Genomic DNA, 16,044 nt, shown 5'->3' on the forward strand with positions numbered 1-16,044 from the left:
CATAAAGTAATAACCGTGAAGGCTTGACCATACAATGGTGATATCACATTGATTGGAGGATCGCCTCATGAACTTTCCACGCAAAATGACAGCATTTCATCTCAATCATCCTACACTTTCTGGTCTATGGTACGCTTTTCTATGGATGCTGATTGGAGCTCTTGTATTATCCCTACTTCTACAATATAGCCTACTCGAAGAGCCTCAACTGCCTTGGTCCACCTATTTAGTTCATGCTATATCGATTGTTATGGGAGGGATTGTATCAGGCAAACGTGCGGGACAAAAAGGATGGTACCAGGGAGCTATCACAGGTTTGATATATGGGGTTTTATTACTGCTCATTAGCTTCCTTGCTTTAGACACTTCTCTTACATGGTCCGATTTATCTCTCATGATTCCTACACTCATCTTAGGGGCTTTTGGAGGGGTACTTGGGGTAAACTTTAGCAATAGATAAGAGCTTGTTAGGGGCAAAATTCTCAAAATTCTCCTCCTATGGTAAACTGAAGATACTCAAGTCAACTTAAGGAGGCTCCACGTTTTGATTTTTGAATCCATGCAAACGATCTCGCTTCTAACGGGATTGATCTCTATCCTACTCATCTGGATTTGTTCTATAAAGAATCCATTAAGTTCTATCTCTTCCCTGGTAAGAGAACTGCTTACCTCTAGGAAATTTCTGATCCTATTTCTCTTCATGATAGGTGTTCTACTCATCAATAAATATGAGCTATCCTGGGAAGAGAGTATGGATTATACAGCTGATTTCACTTCATGGGTGTTCCAGCTCGAAGGTCACTTTGTTCAAGCTTTTCAAAATTTATTCCATACTCCTTGGATAACAGGGGTAACCTCGTTCTTCTATCTCGTTGTGTTTCAGGCACTCATTATCGCATCCCTTGGTATTTATGCGGGGGATCGCAGAAAAGTGTTTCTATACGCTACATGTTTCACTGTGATCATTAACTACTTGATTGCTATTCCATTTTATCTGTTCTTTCCAGTTAATGAGGTCTGGTCCTATCCTCCTGCGGGAGTGTCCTTTATCATGCTAGATGCTTTTCCAAACTTTAATATCATCTACCGTCCACTTTCTGGAATCAACAACTGTTTCCCAAGTTTACATACTTCCATATCTGTCTCCATGGCTATTCTAGCTGTACGTTCTGGGAATCGCCGCTGGGCAACATTTGCTGTTCTCAGTGCGTTTATCATTGTCTTCTCGATCTTCTATTTAGGAATTCATTGGTTGACCGATATGGTTGGAGGAATCGCCCTTGCTACTTTTGCTTCATGGTTAGGTATCAATCTTGCAAAACGAATTCACAAAACTGATACCTACAAGCTCCCTAAGATCTCTAGAATGTAAAACTCAGGTACAAAAAGAGCCTGTGATCTAGTCACAGGCTCTTTCTTTATGCTCAAATATTCACTTATCTAATTTCCATTTCGCTCTCACTACTGGTGCTGGTGCTAGTGCTGGTACTAGTACTCGTGCTGTGACTGATCGCATTACGATCAAATGTAAGCTTCGTCACATCATTAACGCGTAACACAACTGTGTCATCGGTCAATTCCATAATCGTACCGTGTAAGCCACCAATAGTTACGATTTTATCGCCCTTTTTAAGTGCATTTAACATGCCGTTACGTGTCTGCTGTTTTTTCTTCTGAGGACGAATCAACAGGAAATAAAACACCGCAAACATAATTACAAAAGGGATAATCATCGTAATTAACCCGCCGCCACCACTGCTTGATGTTGCTGCTGCATATTGAAACATCTTTTTTCCCCCTTTCGACTATATCCTAGTTCGTTTAGAAACCTTTCGTATTGCCAAACAGACCATACTGCTCAAAAAACTCATCCCGAAAATCCAACAATCTATCGTCCATAATCGCTTGACGGACTTTGCCCATTAGGTTGATTAGGAAATACAGGTTGTGGTATGTAGTCAACCGTAGCCCAAAAGTTTCGTCACTTTTAATTAAATGGCGAAGGTAAGCTCGGGAATAGTTCCGGCAAGTATAACATCCACATTCGGGATCCAGTGGCCCAAAATCTTTGGCATACTGAGCGTTGCGCACCACTAATCTACCTTGGCTCGTCATGGTTGTACCATTGCGCGCTATTCTTGTTGGCAACACGCAATCAAACATGTCGATACCACGGATAGACCCTTCAATAAGCGCATCCGGAGAACCAACCCCCATCAAATAACGAGGCTTGTCCTGAGGAAGGAATGGCACGGTGTAATCTAAGACATCGTACATAAGATTCTTAGGCTCGCCCACACTCAGTCCACCAATAGCATAACCCGGAAAATCAAGGGAAGTCAAATCTCTAGCACTTTGCTTACGTAGATCTTCAAACATACCACCTTGGACGATAGCGAACAGCCCTTGATCCTCAGGTCTACCATGCGCTTTAAGGCAACGTTCCGCCCAGCGAGTCGTGCGTTCCATAGAGTGTTTAACGTAATCATATTCAGCTGGATAAGGTGCGCATTCATCGAATGCCATCATAATATCCGAGCCCAGGGCATTCTGAATTTCCATCGCTACCTCAGGAGATAAGAACAGCTTGTCCCCGTTTAAATGCGAGCGAAAATGTACACCCTCTTCACTAATCTTACGCATATCACTTAAAGAAAATACTTGAAATCCACCGCTATCCGTCAGAATAGCCCGATCCCAATTCATAAATTTATGAAGCCCGCCAGCTTCCCGAATCGTTTCATGACCTGGACGCAGAAATAAATGATACGTATTACTTAAAATAATCCGAGCATCCATTTCCTTAAGTTCTTCAGGGCTCATTGTTTTGACTGTAGCTTGAGTTCCAACCGGCATGAATACAGGTGTCTCAATTATACCGTGTGGAGTATGAACTCGACCCAGTCTGGCTCCCGATTGTTTACATGTTTTGATATGTTCATAAGTTATTGCTGCTGCCACAATAATCAACCATCCTCTTTTACCTTAATAAATAAACATCGCATCACCAAAGCTAAAAAACCGATAATGCTGTTCAATCGCTTCATGATATGCCTTCAAAATATTGTCTCGTCCAGCCAATGCACTGACTAACATAACCAACGTAGATTTGGGTAAGTGAAAGTTCGTTATCATGGCATTCACGAGTCCAAATGAGTATCCTGGATAAATGAATATTCCAGTCCAACCACTGCTCTCTACTATAGGACCACTCCCACACTGCTGTGCCACGGTTTCCAAAGTTCGCGCTGATGTAGTTCCTACAGCTATTATTCTTCCGCCTCTAGCCTTCGTCTCATTCAACTTATCCGCGGTCTCCTGAGGCAGGACATAGTATTCATCATGCATGACATGGTCTTCAACTCTCTCAACTGACATCGGACGGAACGTGCCCAGTCCAACATGGAGCGTAACGAAGGCGATTTCCACACCCTTGTCAGTAACCTGCTTAAGGAGATCCTCCGTAAAGTGGAGCCCGGCAGTAGGAGCGGCGGCTGAGCCTTCAACCTTAGAATACACTGTTTGATAACGCTCACGGTCATCAAGTTTCTCCTTAATATAAGGGGGGAGGGGCATTTGACCCAAACGATCTAATATTTGATTAAAAATACCTTCGTAAGAGAACTTAATTATTCTCCCACCCATTTCGCCTTCCGACTCAATGGTTGCCTTCAATTCGTCTCCGAAGATAATAACGGCTCCGCTCTTCAGCTTTTTCCCCGGCTTAACGAGTGCTTCCCAACGGTCATCACCGACATCCTTAAGCAACAATACTTCGGCTTTCGCACCGGTGTCCTCTTTGACGCCAAACAAACGCGCAGGGATCACGCGTGTATTATTTAATACGAGCGTATCCCCGGGACGTAAATAGTCTAGTATATCAGTAAACACATGATGCCTGATGCTGCCATCTTCTTTATTTAATGTTAATAATCGCGAGGCACTCCGTTCCAATAATGGAGTCTGTGCAATTAACTCCTCTGGAAGATGAAAATCATATAAGTCTACATTCATAGTAAGCTTCAGTCCTTAGTAATATTCACATTCTGATAGTAGTGTTGCAATATTTGAAGGTAATCATACCCAGCGTCAGCCATTCCCTTGGCGCCCCATTGGGACATTCCGAGACCATGACCGTTACCACGCCCGACAAACAAGAATTGATTACTCTGATCGACAATCCGAGCAGTACCGCTACCGTCCATTACAACCATATTTCCACCGTTCCATGTCTTAGCACCGGAAGCTGATAACACAGTAGTACTCGAAGTTGCTGTACCTGTCGATTTAACGTCGCCAGCACCTTGTACAGTATACCTTCCAGTAGCCACAATATCAAACAAAGTACTTGGTAATCCATTCAAAGCAGAACGCAGGGAATCCGGATATTTTACATCTAGTACCTTCCCGTTCGCCGTCACTTCCGTTACCCGCCCTGAAGGCCCCCTTTGTGTAATCTCTAGATTAGTTATAGGAGAGGAAGGATCCGATGCTGTCTTGCCTTTGAGAGACTTCAGTAATTGGTCTGAACTAAAAGGTCCACGTACCCAAGCATAGGTATTGGACTCGTCGACTTTAGCCAAAACAACGAGTTGATCTCCTGGATTCACTTTTGCAACGGGATCAACACCAGATTGAATTAATGGCAATGGACGAACATTTACACCACTGGATGTTACGGTTAATTTAGATAAACCCGCCGAAGTACTTCCTCCAGACATAACAACATTGTCTTCTCGGACATACCCAGCTGTACCATTAGGTAACAATACATAATACCATGACTTTAATGATGCCTGTGCCGCCTTATCTTCTTCGCTACTTACACTTGTATAGGTAGTATTAACGTTATTCCATACTTCTGTGGAATCTGCAGTTACACCGCCGCTATTAGATGAGAATATCCCTTCTACAATCTTGCCATTTGCCTTAATGACCTCTCCAGCTGTACTGTCTACGGCTTGTACAACACTGTCAACTTCATTATCTACACCAGTATATACTTGACTTAATGTAGTATCCACAAGCCCCGCAACTTTGAATTTGTTACTTGCTGCATTATAAAGTGCATAACTACGCGCTGCAACCGCTTGGGCCTTTAATGATTCCTTAGGCCAAGAACTAGGTACCTCTGCCGCAACCACAGAGTACAAATACTGCTCTAATGGAAGCTCATTTACTAGAGCAAGCTGTCCATTTACAGAACTAATTTCGAAATCCCCCCGATATTTACGTCCCGAACGTTCAACGACCTGAGTAATCATATCTCCATTTCCTGTCACCATGAGCTTAGCTTCACTACCACTCAGTTCATAATGAGAAACAGCGGAAGGAGTTGTCAGATTCAGTGTCACATCCCGGTGGAGAATTAATGCAACATCCGTATTGTTCACTGCAGATAATTGAAGGTTATTACCTGATTGATCAAGCTGTCCCTTGACCGTTGATAATTCTGACTCGTTAGTAACGCCTCCTACCCAGACAGCATATTGCTGTGCACCTGTAAGAACAGTAACCGCATCGATACCTTGAGATACTAGCGACTGACGCAGCGAATCAGCATCAGCTTGGGTTCCAAAACTACCTACTGAATAATAAAAGTTTCCCCGCGCCACAGGCTTTTGACCACCTAATTGGCTCGATATAGACCCTGCAACTCGTTTAGCTGCAGATTGCGCTTCAGAGGCACTTGCATAAGGTCCCGTAAATACTTGATATACCGTTCCTCCAGATTGATCCAACGCAAAGATAACTGGTCGATCCGCAGTAGCTTGGAGTGCCTTGGCCGCAGCTGATACCGTTTTCCAATCAGAACTTTGAAGTGCCTTCACTTTATAACCGTCGACACTAAAGCGGACGGATTCTCCGGCACCAAAATTAAGCCAGGTTTCCGTTAGACCACCTCTTTGTGGACCTGTTCCCCAGGCAGAATCGCCCTTTAGCGTAACGGCCGGTACCGTAGATTTATAGGTTGTACCCACATCCAAGAACATAGCTACGCGGACATTCGTTCCAGTTGATGAGTCAGCATATGCTGGTATTTGCAGTGTCGTAGCCAATAAAAGACCTGCCACTATTCCCTTACTTAACTTCCCCCACTTAAACATCGAGAATCTTTGATTTGTTAGCTTCACGTTGCTGACTCCTCCTTCATGATGTGTATAAAATTAACGTAGATCCTCTGGCAGCGGTATTCCCAAATGATGATAAGCAGCCGGAGCCACTACCCGCCCCCTTGGGGTACGTTGTAAATAACCGATTTGCAGTAAATAAGGCTCGTACACATCTTCGATTGTCTGACTCTCTTCCCCAATCGATGCTGCAATCGTATCGAGTCCTACAGGACCTCCACGAAAACTCGTGATCATAGCCCTAAGCATTTTGTGGTCAATCAAGTCTAGACCCATTGGATCTATCTGCAGCATTTGTAGCGCTTCACTGGCGATTTCCGGGGTTATAAGACCATCCCCCCTGACCTGTGCATAATCCCTTACTCGTTTTAACAAACGGTTTGCAATCCGTGGAGTCCCCCTAGAACGAAGAGCAACTTCATCTGCTGCATCACCGACAATTTCAATTCCAAAAATATCAGCACCACGGCTCACGATATAACTTAGCTCGTCCACCGTGTACAATTCCAAACGACTAACTACCCCAAATCGATCTCGCAGCGGCGCTGACAAGAGCCCTGCTCGAGTTGTTGCTCCAATCAAAGTAAAGGGTGGTAAATCAAGACGAACGGAACGTGCGCTGGGTCCTTTACCAATCATTATATCCAACGCATAATCTTCCATTGCCGGATAGAGAACCTCCTCTACCGATCGATTGAGACGGTGAATCTCATCAATAAAGAGGACATCTCCCTCTTGCAAATTCGTCAGTAACGCCGCTAAATCACCAGGTCGCTCAATTGCCGGCCCAGAGGTCGTCCGTAAGTTCACACCTAATTCATTAGCGATGATATTCGCTAGTGTAGTCTTACCCAGTCCTGGAGGACCATAAAGTAAAACATGATCGAGTGCTTCCTTACGTAGTTTAGCCGCTTCAATATATATTTGTAAGTTTTCCTTGACCTGATTTTGTCCGATGTATTCCGCCAAATAGCGGGGACGAAGGCTAAGTTCAACTGCCTGATCTTCCATCATCAAGTTAGTAGAAATAATACGGTCGTCTTCCATCATAGCTTCCTCGCTCCCCTTTCTTTCTTCCTATCATTAACCCGCATATAGAAGCTTAAGAGCTTTCTTCATGACGGAGTCAACCGCCTCATCTGGTCTTACGTTATCCTTCATAAGCTGCCATACACGATCCAATTCAGCATCCGTATAACCGAGTGCCTTCAACCCTTCTCTGGCTTCAGGCCATCCAAGATTACCTTCTTGCATCAACTCTATCTCATCTGGGATTGGGTCAAACAAAGTTGCCTCTCCCATCCCATCCAACTTATCTTTCAAATCTAGTATCATCCGTTGTGCCGTCTTCCTACCGATACCGGGCAGCTTAATCAAAAAGTTAATATTCTCCTGATGTATAGCTGTTACCACACCACTCGGACTACCTCCGCTCAGAATACCAAGCGCCACGCGTGGACCAATACCTGATACTTCAATTAACTTGCGAAATAATTTTTGCTCTTCTCTAGTCGCAAATCCAAATAGTAAGATAGCATCCTCACGAACATGATGATGAATATATACCGTAACTGGCTCATCATTCTTAGCTGCAAAGTAATAAGGATTGGGACAAAACACTCGATATCCTACACCGTGAACATCCAATACAACATATTCATTTTCTAATTGGGCAACCTGGCCTCGCAAAAAATCGATCATGATCGAAGTACCTCATTTATCTTAGAATTTAACGTATAAGAATGAGCATGACAAATCGCAACAGCAAGTGCATCCGCTACATCATCTGGCTTGGGAACCGCCTGCAGCTTAAGAAACATTCGGGTCATTTCTTGCACCTGCTTCTTCTCTGCCTTACCATAGCCAACCACGGCCTGTTTGACCTGCATTGGTGTGTATTCTGATATAGGTAACCCCTTTTGGACCGCAGCCAGTACAAGCACCCCTCTAGCCTGCGATACTGGCATTGCTGTAGTTACATTTCGATTAAAGAAAAGTTTCTCTAGCGCCACCGCATCCGGTTGATATTTATCGATGAGCTGAACCATTCCTTCATAGACATGAAGCAATCTCTCTTCTTCAGGGGTGTGAGCTTTCGTTTGTATACAACCATACTGCACAGGTGTGCACTTGCTACCTTGTTTATCAATAAATCCAAAACCGACAATAGCGATGCCGGGATCTATGCCTAATATTCGCAAATTTAATCTCTCCCCAATGTCACAACTAAGCGAACATATGTATTCAATTTATTATAGCAAAGATGAAGCGATTAGAGGGAAAAGTTTAGATACAACAAGTCGTAATAGACACAAGTCGACTTGGCTGGTAAAAAACAAAAAGAGGCGTAAGTAGCTACGCCCCTTGTGTTTTATACGCAAAATCATCAATTTTGTTGCATCACTTTTTCCGATTGCTCCAATGCGAAATCACTAAAGGTGGATAATACACTGTTATATTCATCGACGTCTTGGATTCGTATTCCCTCCTGAAGCTGTCTAAGAACATCTTCTGGAAGCACACTTTCCATCGTTTCCACATCAAGCTGAAAAAATGTCTTAAGCACCTTTTCTTTCTTAGGAGGTCCCTCAAATAGAGTTAAGTTTCCATTCTCATCGATACCCATGTATCCATCTTTACTACAAGTATCAGACAATCCGTTAATTCTTTCATCCAACCATACATCTCCACCAGCTCCCAGACGTCCTTCCCAATCTGGATGTTCCTTTATAATCAAGGCTATTTCCTTTGGCTTCATCTTGCCAAGAACTTCACTCTCTTCACCACAAGTATAAATTTTGTTCAGATGTACAATTCGAGCTTGATCTGTTTTCAGCAGGCTTTCTAACCACTCTTGAGGAGGCTCTGAAGAAGTTGTAGCTTCCATAAGCTTGCCCAGGGTTTCCTGTGCAATCGGTTCTTTAGCCATTAAATCCTCCATTTGCTGCGATAACAGCAAACCAAGCCAAGCCATTAAAGCGACCAAACCACATGCACTGATGGTCCAAATAGCACGTCTCCACTTTTTCCATCTTCTTCTGAGTTGTCTCTTAATACGGAAGATTCTCACGATAATCCCCTTCTATCGGACTTTTATTGTATATTGTGACCTTGGAGTTCTTGAAATATACAATATTCTCAATTAGGAAGCGGATTATTGTAGAACTTTTACATTCATGTGTCCACTGGCATCTTAGCTCGTTAGATAATGCAAAAAAGGCACCACTAAGATTATTCCTTAGCGGTGCCTTTCTTTCGATAACCATATCGGGACGACACGATTTGAACATGCGACCCCCTGGTCCCAAACCAGGTGCTCTACCAAGCTGAGCTACGTCCCGTTATTACAAAATACAAAAAATGACCCAACACAAAGATAATATCACGACTATCATCTTATTACAAGAAAAAAAATAGGGACAGGGGAACAGGTTGCTTGTCCCTATCCTGTTCCTTTCCCTTTTCAAGCTAATTACCCCAAACCCATCAGTTTCTCATATATGCAGCATTCTCATTTTTCAGAGACTTGACTTTCTCAGTCAAAATGCTTTTTTTTCATTTTCGTTTTAATATAAACAGAATTACTTGTGACATATTTCACATCAACCGGCATGACAAAAATCAAATATACGTTTTTGTGATAATTTCTAAATTTTAATTAAGAGCTTTGGCTCGTCGATCGAATACTTAAATTACTATTTACAACAACTATAAATCGCTCTGTTATACATATTAATTAATTCATCTACCCTCATGGACTGCTTAAGTACCTTAGGATGCTGCAATCCCCCATGTTTTCTTTGCATTTTATACAGTTCTATTCTTTCGCACTCTATTCTCCTCTGAATAACTTCCACTTCTCTCATTAACATACCTCCTCATGTAATATATTAGAGGAGAATGTCAAAATATAGGTTTTACTCCAGAATGCAGTGGACAAAGAATAACGAGTATTATATTAATATTAAAGATCAATAAAAGAATGTTTCGGAATATCCGAGAACGCTCTATAATTTTCATACTTTATATTCTCTTTGCTCCTCACAAAATAGACTTTTATATTTTTTTTGGACTTCAGGAGATACAGCAAATCGATATTGCTCAAACAAACAAACAAATCTGATAACGCAAGTCCGGCTATTTATTTTTAAAGAGGAATCTAATCCTTTTAACATATATTCTATACCAATTTCATATCTCTCATTACTCATATAATAAGTAGAGAGTTCTGCCATAAAATAAGCAAACCGATCTTCTACAACCCGCTGATGTTGATTTGTTGTTACTTTTCCTTTTTGATCTATATATTCAGAAATTATCTGTTTAAAACGTAAGAGTATCTCATCTATATTAGAATGATACCGATTAGCAACTTGAAGGATCATAAATAAAGCCAGGAGCATTTCATTCTCATAACTTTCAATATAATTCACGTATTCTGGGATAACTTCGATTTCTCCCTTCATAAGTCTAAAGAGATAGGAATTGGCTTTTGCCCACATTTTACATTCATTCATTCGTCGATGAGCTTCTTCTGTATCTTCCTGTACCCAGCTCAAATCTGAGTATAGAGATATGTAATATAATCCTTGATCATATTCCCCTCGATTAGCACAAGCACTTGAACATAGTACATGCGCATATAAGATATATGCAAATAGTGGCATGGATGGTTCTTTATGAATTTGCACTTTTCTAGGTTGCTCGTATCTATATTTATACTGAATTGTTGCTATACGACCCATATCTTTAGCCAATTTTTCCATCTTATCGCTTTGATTCAGTAAAAGGTATGTATTCGCTAGATCTTTCAGAGCATCAAGTTGATCCATTTCATCAAGTTTATCAACAAAGCCTTCAAACTGCACTGCGGCTCGTATGTTCAATTCATGATCATCACATAATGTAATTTTAAATAAACGATACTGACATAGGGCCAGTCGCTCCGAATGCTGATACTTTTCGTTTGCAGCCACATTCTCATAAAGCAGCCGAGCCGCCTCGTTATTACCTTCCTTAAACATTTTTTCAGCAGTATCAAATAACGCCGAAACATAAGATTGACTATCCACTAAACATAATACACGTTCAATACAATCAAGTCTGCCCAAATCGGCACATCGAAATAATAATGGTTGTAAACGTCTCCAGTTGATTGTCGAATGATTAACGCAATCGTCGATGTATAGGTCATAGAAGCTACCTTCTAGAAGCCCCATGCTTTCTGTAATACGATCTAATTGCAACATAGAAATTACTCGACTAGCATTGATAATACTACTAAGTGTTCCTGAATTAACTCCTGATGCTTCTGCAAATTGGTTAATTGTTATACATTTTCTCTTAAGATAGTCCTTCAACTCTGCTCGAATCGTGGTCTGATTCATATTTTTATACTTCCTCCGATCTTCTACTATTCCAAAGATAAATTTGATACTTACTATTTCAGGAATCAATAGATTCTCTACAAAAGGATGCTTCAGAGGAAAATAACAATCTTATAGTAAGAGTAACTCTCTTTCTTAGAGTTAATGCATATAATTGTTCACAAAAAAAGGACGTTCCGGAAGTACTCCGCAGACACGCCCTAGCTAATGCAAGTACTGCTAGTTTTTACAGTGCGCCTCCACCATGATTTAGAGCTTGGACAACTACTGGTAAACTAACGATAAGTAAAACACTAAACGTAACCAACAATGTAGCCATTTTTCTTCTCATTTCTCTTCTGCACCTCACTTATTAAAATTTGATATTTTCGTTGTTGCTCTAAGGATGCACTATGTCTGAATTGTTCAAACAGACCAACACATCTAATAATACAAGCTTCACTATTTATTGTAGCAGAAGATTCCAAACTTCCCAATATATATTTTATTCCAACGTCATATTCGCCCTTATTCAAGTAATAATATGATAATTCTGCCGTAAAATGGGTATATCGATCTTCAATAAGTTGTGAATTATAGGTTCCTACTTTCCCTTGTTCATCCCTATATTCAATAATTTCTTGTTCAAAGCGTGTTAGAATATCGTCAACATTAAATTGATAATAATTAGCTGCCTGAAGTATTTTAAATAGTGCCGGTAGAATTTCATCTTTTCGTTGACTTATATATGAAACATACTCGGGTAATACCTTAACGTCTCCCTTCATAAGCCTATATAGATAGGTATTAGCTTCCGCCCAACCTTTAAATCTAGACTTAAGTTGCATCGCTTCTTGTGACTCCTCCTTCACCCAACTAAATTCTGAATATAAGGAAACATATTGTAGAGCCTTATCATATTCTTTACGCTCACCATAAGCTGCAGAACATAACACATGAGAGTAAGAAATATAAGCGAAAACAGGTATAGAGGGCTCTTTCAACGATTCTTTTCTTTTTGGTTGTTCATATCTGATTTTGTATTGAATCTTAGCTTTACTTTCCATTTCTTTTGCCAATATTTCAACCTTATCCCATCGACGTAAAGCATAATAGATATTTGCCAAATCTTTCAGCGCATCAAGTTGATCTACTTCATCAAGACGGCCAACATAGCCTTCAAACTGCACGGCTGCTCGTAAATTTGCATCCTGATCATCACATAGAGCAATATTAAACAAACGATATTGACATAGTGCCAGCCTCTCCGAGTGCTGATATTTTTCCCCTTCAGCCACGCTCTCATAAAGTAGTCCTGCTGCCGCACGTTTCCCTAACTTAAAAAGTTCTTCTGCCGTATCAAATAATACCGGTGAGTAAGATAGGTTTTCCATCAACATATCTAACACACGCTTAATGCAATCTAACTTGTCCAACTCAGCACAGCGATATATTAACGGTCTAAGACGACGCCAATTTAGTGTATTTTGATTGAAACACTCTTCTACGTATAGATCGAAAAAGCTCCCCTCCGCAAGACCCATGGCTTCTGTGATTCGGTCTAGTTGAAGCATTGAAATAGGTCGATTTCCGCTGATAATACTACTAATCGTTCCTGAATTCACCCCTGATGTATCTGCAAACTGGTTAATCGTTGAGCCATTCCTCCTTAGATAGTCTTCCAACTCTGCGCGAATGGTCGTCTGCATCATTTCTAAGCCACCTTCCACTGTTCTTTTTTCAAACAGTAAATTTCCTTTTCAATAATAATATGGTCAAATATCCCAGAGATCAATTACTTTATGTACTATGAAAAAATATCTCTTCTTTTAGAATAATACTAAGCAAGCGATACTTACGGGTAATTGTTATTACTAGCATAAAAATAATTATAAACAAGTTAATTTTTCTTAATTTTCTTCTCTTTTCGTCTTCGCATTATTTCTAGATACGTTTGTTGTGCCTCCAGGGTTGCGGTATTTCGAAATCGCTCAAACAGACTAACACATTTAATAATACACTCATCACTGTTGATTAAAGTTGAAAATTCCAAGCTTTCCAGTATACACTTTATTCCTCTATCATATTCTCCCTTGTTCAAATAGTAGTCAGCTAGTTCTGCCATAAAATGAATATATCGATCTTCAGTAACCTGTGAGTTGTAAGATCCTGTGTTCCCATGCTGAGCTCTAAACGTAAAAATTTCTTTTTCAAAACGTGAGAGGATTTCATCTACATTAATTTGATAGGTATTGGCTGCTTGAAGAATCTTAACTAAAGCCGGGAGAATTTCATCTTTTCGTTGACTTATATAAGCAACATACTCGGGTAATACCTTAACATCTCCCTTTAAAAGTCTATAAAGATAGGTATTAGCCTTTGCCCATTCTTTAAATTTACTTACCATTCGCTGCGCTTCCTGTGACTCCTCCTTGATCCAACTAAAGTCTGAATAAAAGGAAACGTGATATAATGCTATATCGTATTCTTTACGCTCATCGTAAACAGCCGAACATAATACATGCGAGTATGCGATATAAGCAAATAAAGGCATCATGGGTTCTTTGAGTAATCTTATTTTTTTCATATGCTCAAATCTTTGTTTATACTGAATAGTTGCTTTTTGGCCCATTTCCACAGCGAATTTCTCCATTTTATCCCATCGGTGTAAAGAACCATATGTATTTGCTAAATCCTTGAGTGCATCAAGCTGATCTATCTCATCAAGTCGATCTATGTAACCTTCGAATTGTACTGCAGCTCGTAAATTTGCATCTTGGTCTTTGCCCAGTGCAATAATAAACAATCGATACTGACAGAGAGCGAGCCGTTCCGAATGCTGGTATTTTTCACCGTCAGCTACACTTTTATATAACAATGCCGCAGCCTCACGTTTATCTTGCTTAAATAATGCTTCTGCTATATCAAATAATGCAGGAGCATACGATAGATCATCCATCATCATACCTAATACTCGCAGAATACAATCTAACTTATCTAGCTCTGCGCAACGATATAAGAGTGGCCGTATACGCCGCCAATTAATCGTAGAATGGTCAAAACATTCATTCACATAAATATCATAGAAGAAGCCTTCCGTAAGCCCCATCGCTTCAGTAATTCGATCTAATTGCAACATGGAGATAGGTCGATTGCCTTTGATAACACTACTGATCGTGCCCGAATTCACCCCTGATGACTCTGCAAATTGGGTAATCGTAATCCTATTCTTCCGAAGATAGTCTTCTAGCTCTGCCCGAATAGTCTGCATTATATTTGAAGCCACCTTTCACTGTTCAATAACACAAACAGCAAATTGCCTTTCATTAATGATATGGTCACATCTTCCAGAGGTCAATTACTTTATGTACATTTGCGAATTAGTAAAATATATGTATAACATAACTAAAGCTCAATTTAAAAAGAAAATACAACAAAATAGGCTTATAAAACTGCTCAGATAAGCAATTTTATAAGCCTATTTCAGGTATACCGGCGAGAGGACTCGAACCTCCACGGTTTCCCACTCGATTTTGAGTCGAGCGCGTCTGCCATTCCGCCACGCCGGCACGTAATACAAAAATATAATGGCGCGCCCTGAGAGATTCGAACTCCCGACCTTTTGATTCGTAGTCAAACGCTCTATCCAGCTGAGCTAAGGGCGCAAAATATGGAGCGGACGACGGGAATCGAACCCGCGACCCTCGCCTTGGCAAGGCGATGCTCTACCGCTGAGCCACGTCCGCAAAAATAATATGTGTGAAGTGGTGAGCCATGAAGGACTCGAACCTTCGACACCCTGATTAAAAGTCAGGTGCTCTACCAACTGAGCTAATGGCTCTTAAACAGAAGATTACTCTATTAAGTAAATAATGGCGGAGCCGACGGGATTCGAACCCGCGGTCTCCTGCGTGACAGGCAGGCATGTTAGGCCTCTACACCACGGCTCCACACTAAGTAAATCAATTGCGGGGGCAGGATTTGAACCTGCGGCCTTCGGGTTATGAGCCCGACGAGCTACCGGGCTGCTCCACCCCGCGTCATTTAAGAAAGTATTCATTTGTATTCATGGTGGAGGCTGAGGGGTTCGAACCCCCGACCCTCTGCTTGTAAGGCAGATGCTCTCCCAGCTGAGCTAAGCCTCCGAATGTATGGTGACCCGTAGGGGAATCGAACCCCTGTTACCTCCGTGAAAGGGAGGTGTCTTAACCGCTTGACCAACGGGCCTCAATTAAGTCCAAGTTTGCTGGCGGAGAGTGAGGGATTCGAACCCTCGAGACGCTTGTGACGCCTACACGATTTCCAATCGTGCTCCTTCGGCCAAACTCGGACAACTCTCCAAAGTGGCTCCCCGAACAGGACTCGAACCTGTGACAACTCGATTAACAGTCGAGTGCTCTACCAACTGAGCTATCAGGGAATAATTCACGCAGTTTCGATTAAGAACCTGCGTAAGTTTGCTTGGCGGCGTCCTACTCTCCCAGGACCCTGCGGTCCAAGTACCATCGGCGCTGGAGGGCTTAACGGTCGTGTTCGGGATGGGTACG

The 16,044-nt window shown here is 41.4% G+C and carries 14 protein-coding genes, 11 tRNA genes and 1 rRNA gene; 2 read left to right on the top strand and 24 right to left on the bottom strand.

The features are described from left to right. Positions 1-67 precede the first annotated feature (67 nt). Together IEW05_RS16120 and IEW05_RS16125 are read left to right on the top strand one after the other, a co-directional pair. Complete coding sequence (locus tag IEW05_RS16120; RefSeq protein WP_188540579.1) at positions 68-460, top strand: TIGR04086 family membrane protein; 393 nt, start codon at positions 68-70, stop codon at positions 458-460. Between the two features lie 84 nt (positions 461-544). Further along, entirely contained in the window at positions 545-1,372 is an 828-nt protein-coding gene (locus IEW05_RS16125; RefSeq protein WP_188540581.1) for a phosphatase PAP2 family protein, read from the top strand. Between the two features lie 64 nt (positions 1,373-1,436). On the opposite strand, the gene yajC is transcribed toward IEW05_RS16125, so the two are convergent. From yajC to rrf, 24 genes are all read right to left on the bottom strand, one after another. Beyond that, complete coding sequence (gene yajC, locus IEW05_RS16130) at positions 1,437-1,787, bottom strand: preprotein translocase subunit YajC (protein ID WP_188540583.1); 351 nt, start codon at positions 1,785-1,787, stop codon at positions 1,437-1,439. 34 nt (positions 1,788-1,821) lie between these two features. Further along, complete coding sequence (tgt, locus tag IEW05_RS16135; RefSeq protein ID WP_188540585.1) at positions 1,822-2,961, bottom strand: tRNA guanosine(34) transglycosylase Tgt; 1,140 nt, start codon at positions 2,959-2,961, stop codon at positions 1,822-1,824. A gap of 24 nt (positions 2,962-2,985) precedes the next feature. Beyond that, positions 2,986-4,014: a tRNA preQ1(34) S-adenosylmethionine ribosyltransferase-isomerase QueA gene (queA, locus tag IEW05_RS16140; RefSeq protein WP_188540587.1), complete on the bottom strand. Its 1,029-nt coding sequence runs from the start codon at positions 4,012-4,014 to the stop codon at positions 2,986-2,988. Positions 4,015-4,022: 8 nt separating this feature from the next. Continuing rightward, positions 4,023-6,107: a SpoIID/LytB domain-containing protein gene (locus IEW05_RS16145; RefSeq protein WP_188540908.1), complete on the bottom strand. Its 2,085-nt coding sequence runs from the start codon at positions 6,105-6,107 to the stop codon at positions 4,023-4,025. 60 nt (positions 6,108-6,167) lie between these two features. Next, positions 6,168-7,178 carry a Holliday junction branch migration DNA helicase RuvB gene (gene ruvB / locus IEW05_RS16150; RefSeq protein ID WP_188540909.1) on the bottom strand — a complete coding sequence of 337 codons (1,011 nt, stop codon included), beginning with the start codon at positions 7,176-7,178 and terminating at the stop codon, positions 6,168-6,170. A gap of 36 nt (positions 7,179-7,214) precedes the next feature. Continuing rightward, positions 7,215-7,832: a Holliday junction branch migration protein RuvA gene (ruvA, locus tag IEW05_RS16155; RefSeq protein WP_188540589.1), complete on the bottom strand. Its 618-nt coding sequence runs from the start codon at positions 7,830-7,832 to the stop codon at positions 7,215-7,217. Continuing rightward, entirely contained in the window at positions 7,829-8,332 is a 504-nt protein-coding gene (gene ruvC / locus IEW05_RS16160; RefSeq protein ID WP_188540591.1) for a crossover junction endodeoxyribonuclease RuvC, read from the bottom strand. The genes ruvA and ruvC overlap by 4 nt, the downstream gene beginning before the upstream one ends. A gap of 185 nt (positions 8,333-8,517) precedes the next feature. Next, positions 8,518-9,201 (bottom strand): BofC C-terminal domain-containing protein, encoded by a 684-nt coding sequence (locus IEW05_RS16165; RefSeq protein WP_188540593.1) that lies wholly within the window; start codon positions 9,199-9,201, stop codon positions 8,518-8,520. Between the two features lie 197 nt (positions 9,202-9,398). Then, positions 9,399-9,472 (bottom strand) — tRNA-Pro (locus IEW05_RS16170). A gap of 354 nt (positions 9,473-9,826) precedes the next feature. Further along, positions 9,827-9,997, bottom strand: a complete 171-nt coding sequence (locus IEW05_RS16175) for an aspartyl-phosphate phosphatase Spo0E family protein (protein ID WP_188540595.1) — start codon at positions 9,995-9,997, stop codon at positions 9,827-9,829. Between the two features lie 150 nt (positions 9,998-10,147). Then, positions 10,148-11,518 carry a helix-turn-helix domain-containing protein gene (locus IEW05_RS16180; RefSeq protein WP_188540597.1) on the bottom strand — a complete coding sequence of 457 codons (1,371 nt, stop codon included), beginning with the start codon at positions 11,516-11,518 and terminating at the stop codon, positions 10,148-10,150. Between the two features lie 293 nt (positions 11,519-11,811). Continuing rightward, positions 11,812-13,209: a helix-turn-helix domain-containing protein gene (locus IEW05_RS16185; RefSeq protein WP_188540599.1), complete on the bottom strand. Its 1,398-nt coding sequence runs from the start codon at positions 13,207-13,209 to the stop codon at positions 11,812-11,814. 188 nt (positions 13,210-13,397) lie between these two features. After that, positions 13,398-14,768, bottom strand: coding sequence for a helix-turn-helix domain-containing protein (locus IEW05_RS16190; RefSeq protein WP_188540601.1), 1,371 nt, complete (start codon positions 14,766-14,768; stop codon positions 13,398-13,400). 219 nt (positions 14,769-14,987) lie between these two features. Next, positions 14,988-15,066, bottom strand: a tRNA-Leu gene (locus tag IEW05_RS16195). A 19-nt stretch (positions 15,067-15,085) separates the two neighbouring features. After that, positions 15,086-15,162 (bottom strand) — tRNA-Arg (locus IEW05_RS16200). A 6-nt stretch (positions 15,163-15,168) separates the two neighbouring features. Continuing rightward, a tRNA-Gly gene (locus IEW05_RS16205) sits at positions 15,169-15,243 on the bottom strand. Between the two features lie 19 nt (positions 15,244-15,262). Then, positions 15,263-15,338: transfer RNA gene (locus IEW05_RS16210), tRNA-Lys, on the bottom strand. A gap of 32 nt (positions 15,339-15,370) precedes the next feature. Further along, positions 15,371-15,447 (bottom strand) — tRNA-Asp (locus IEW05_RS16215). 16 nt (positions 15,448-15,463) lie between these two features. After that, positions 15,464-15,537: transfer RNA gene (locus tag IEW05_RS16220), tRNA-Met, on the bottom strand. Between the two features lie 29 nt (positions 15,538-15,566). Further along, positions 15,567-15,642, bottom strand: a tRNA-Val gene (locus tag IEW05_RS16225). 7 nt (positions 15,643-15,649) lie between these two features. After that, positions 15,650-15,724, bottom strand: a tRNA-Glu gene (locus IEW05_RS16230). Positions 15,725-15,744: 20 nt separating this feature from the next. Next, positions 15,745-15,837, bottom strand: a tRNA-Ser gene (locus tag IEW05_RS16235). 4 nt (positions 15,838-15,841) lie between these two features. After that, a tRNA-Asn gene (locus IEW05_RS16240) sits at positions 15,842-15,917 on the bottom strand. Positions 15,918-15,956: 39 nt separating this feature from the next. Beyond that, a 5S ribosomal RNA gene (gene rrf / locus IEW05_RS16245) occupies positions 15,957-16,044 on the bottom strand; the annotation flags it as partial.

It is taken from the genome of Paenibacillus segetis (assembly GCF_014639155.1).
Lineage (GTDB): Bacteria > Bacillota > Bacilli > Paenibacillales > Paenibacillaceae > Fontibacillus > Fontibacillus segetis.

Excerpts from the sequence above, each read along its gene's own strand:
- ruvB (WP_188540909.1), bottom strand. The coding sequence starts at position 7,178 with ATGGAAGACGACCGTATTATTTCTACTAACTTGATGATGGAAGATCAG.
- IEW05_RS16185 (WP_188540599.1), bottom strand. The coding sequence starts at position 13,209 with ATGATGCAGACGACCATTCGCGCAGAGTTGGAAGACTATCTAAGGAGG.
- yajC (WP_188540583.1), bottom strand. The coding sequence starts at position 1,787 with ATGTTTCAATATGCAGCAGCAACATCAAGCAGTGGTGGCGGCGGGTTA.
- IEW05_RS16145 (WP_188540908.1), bottom strand. The coding sequence starts at position 6,107 with ATGTTTAAGTGGGGGAAGTTAAGTAAGGGAATAGTGGCAGGTCTTTTA.
- IEW05_RS16175 (WP_188540595.1), bottom strand. The coding sequence starts at position 9,997 with ATGAGAGAAGTGGAAGTTATTCAGAGGAGAATAGAGTGCGAAAGAATA.
- IEW05_RS16120 (WP_188540579.1), top strand. The coding sequence starts at position 68 with ATGAACTTTCCACGCAAAATGACAGCATTTCATCTCAATCATCCTACA.
- IEW05_RS16190 (WP_188540601.1), bottom strand. The coding sequence starts at position 14,768 with ATGCAGACTATTCGGGCAGAGCTAGAAGACTATCTTCGGAAGAATAGG.
- IEW05_RS16180 (WP_188540597.1), bottom strand. The coding sequence starts at position 11,518 with ATGAATCAGACCACGATTCGAGCAGAGTTGAAGGACTATCTTAAGAGA.
- queA (WP_188540587.1), bottom strand. The coding sequence starts at position 4,014 with ATGAATGTAGACTTATATGATTTTCATCTTCCAGAGGAGTTAATTGCA.
- ruvA (WP_188540589.1), bottom strand. The coding sequence starts at position 7,832 with ATGATCGATTTTTTGCGAGGCCAGGTTGCCCAATTAGAAAATGAATAT.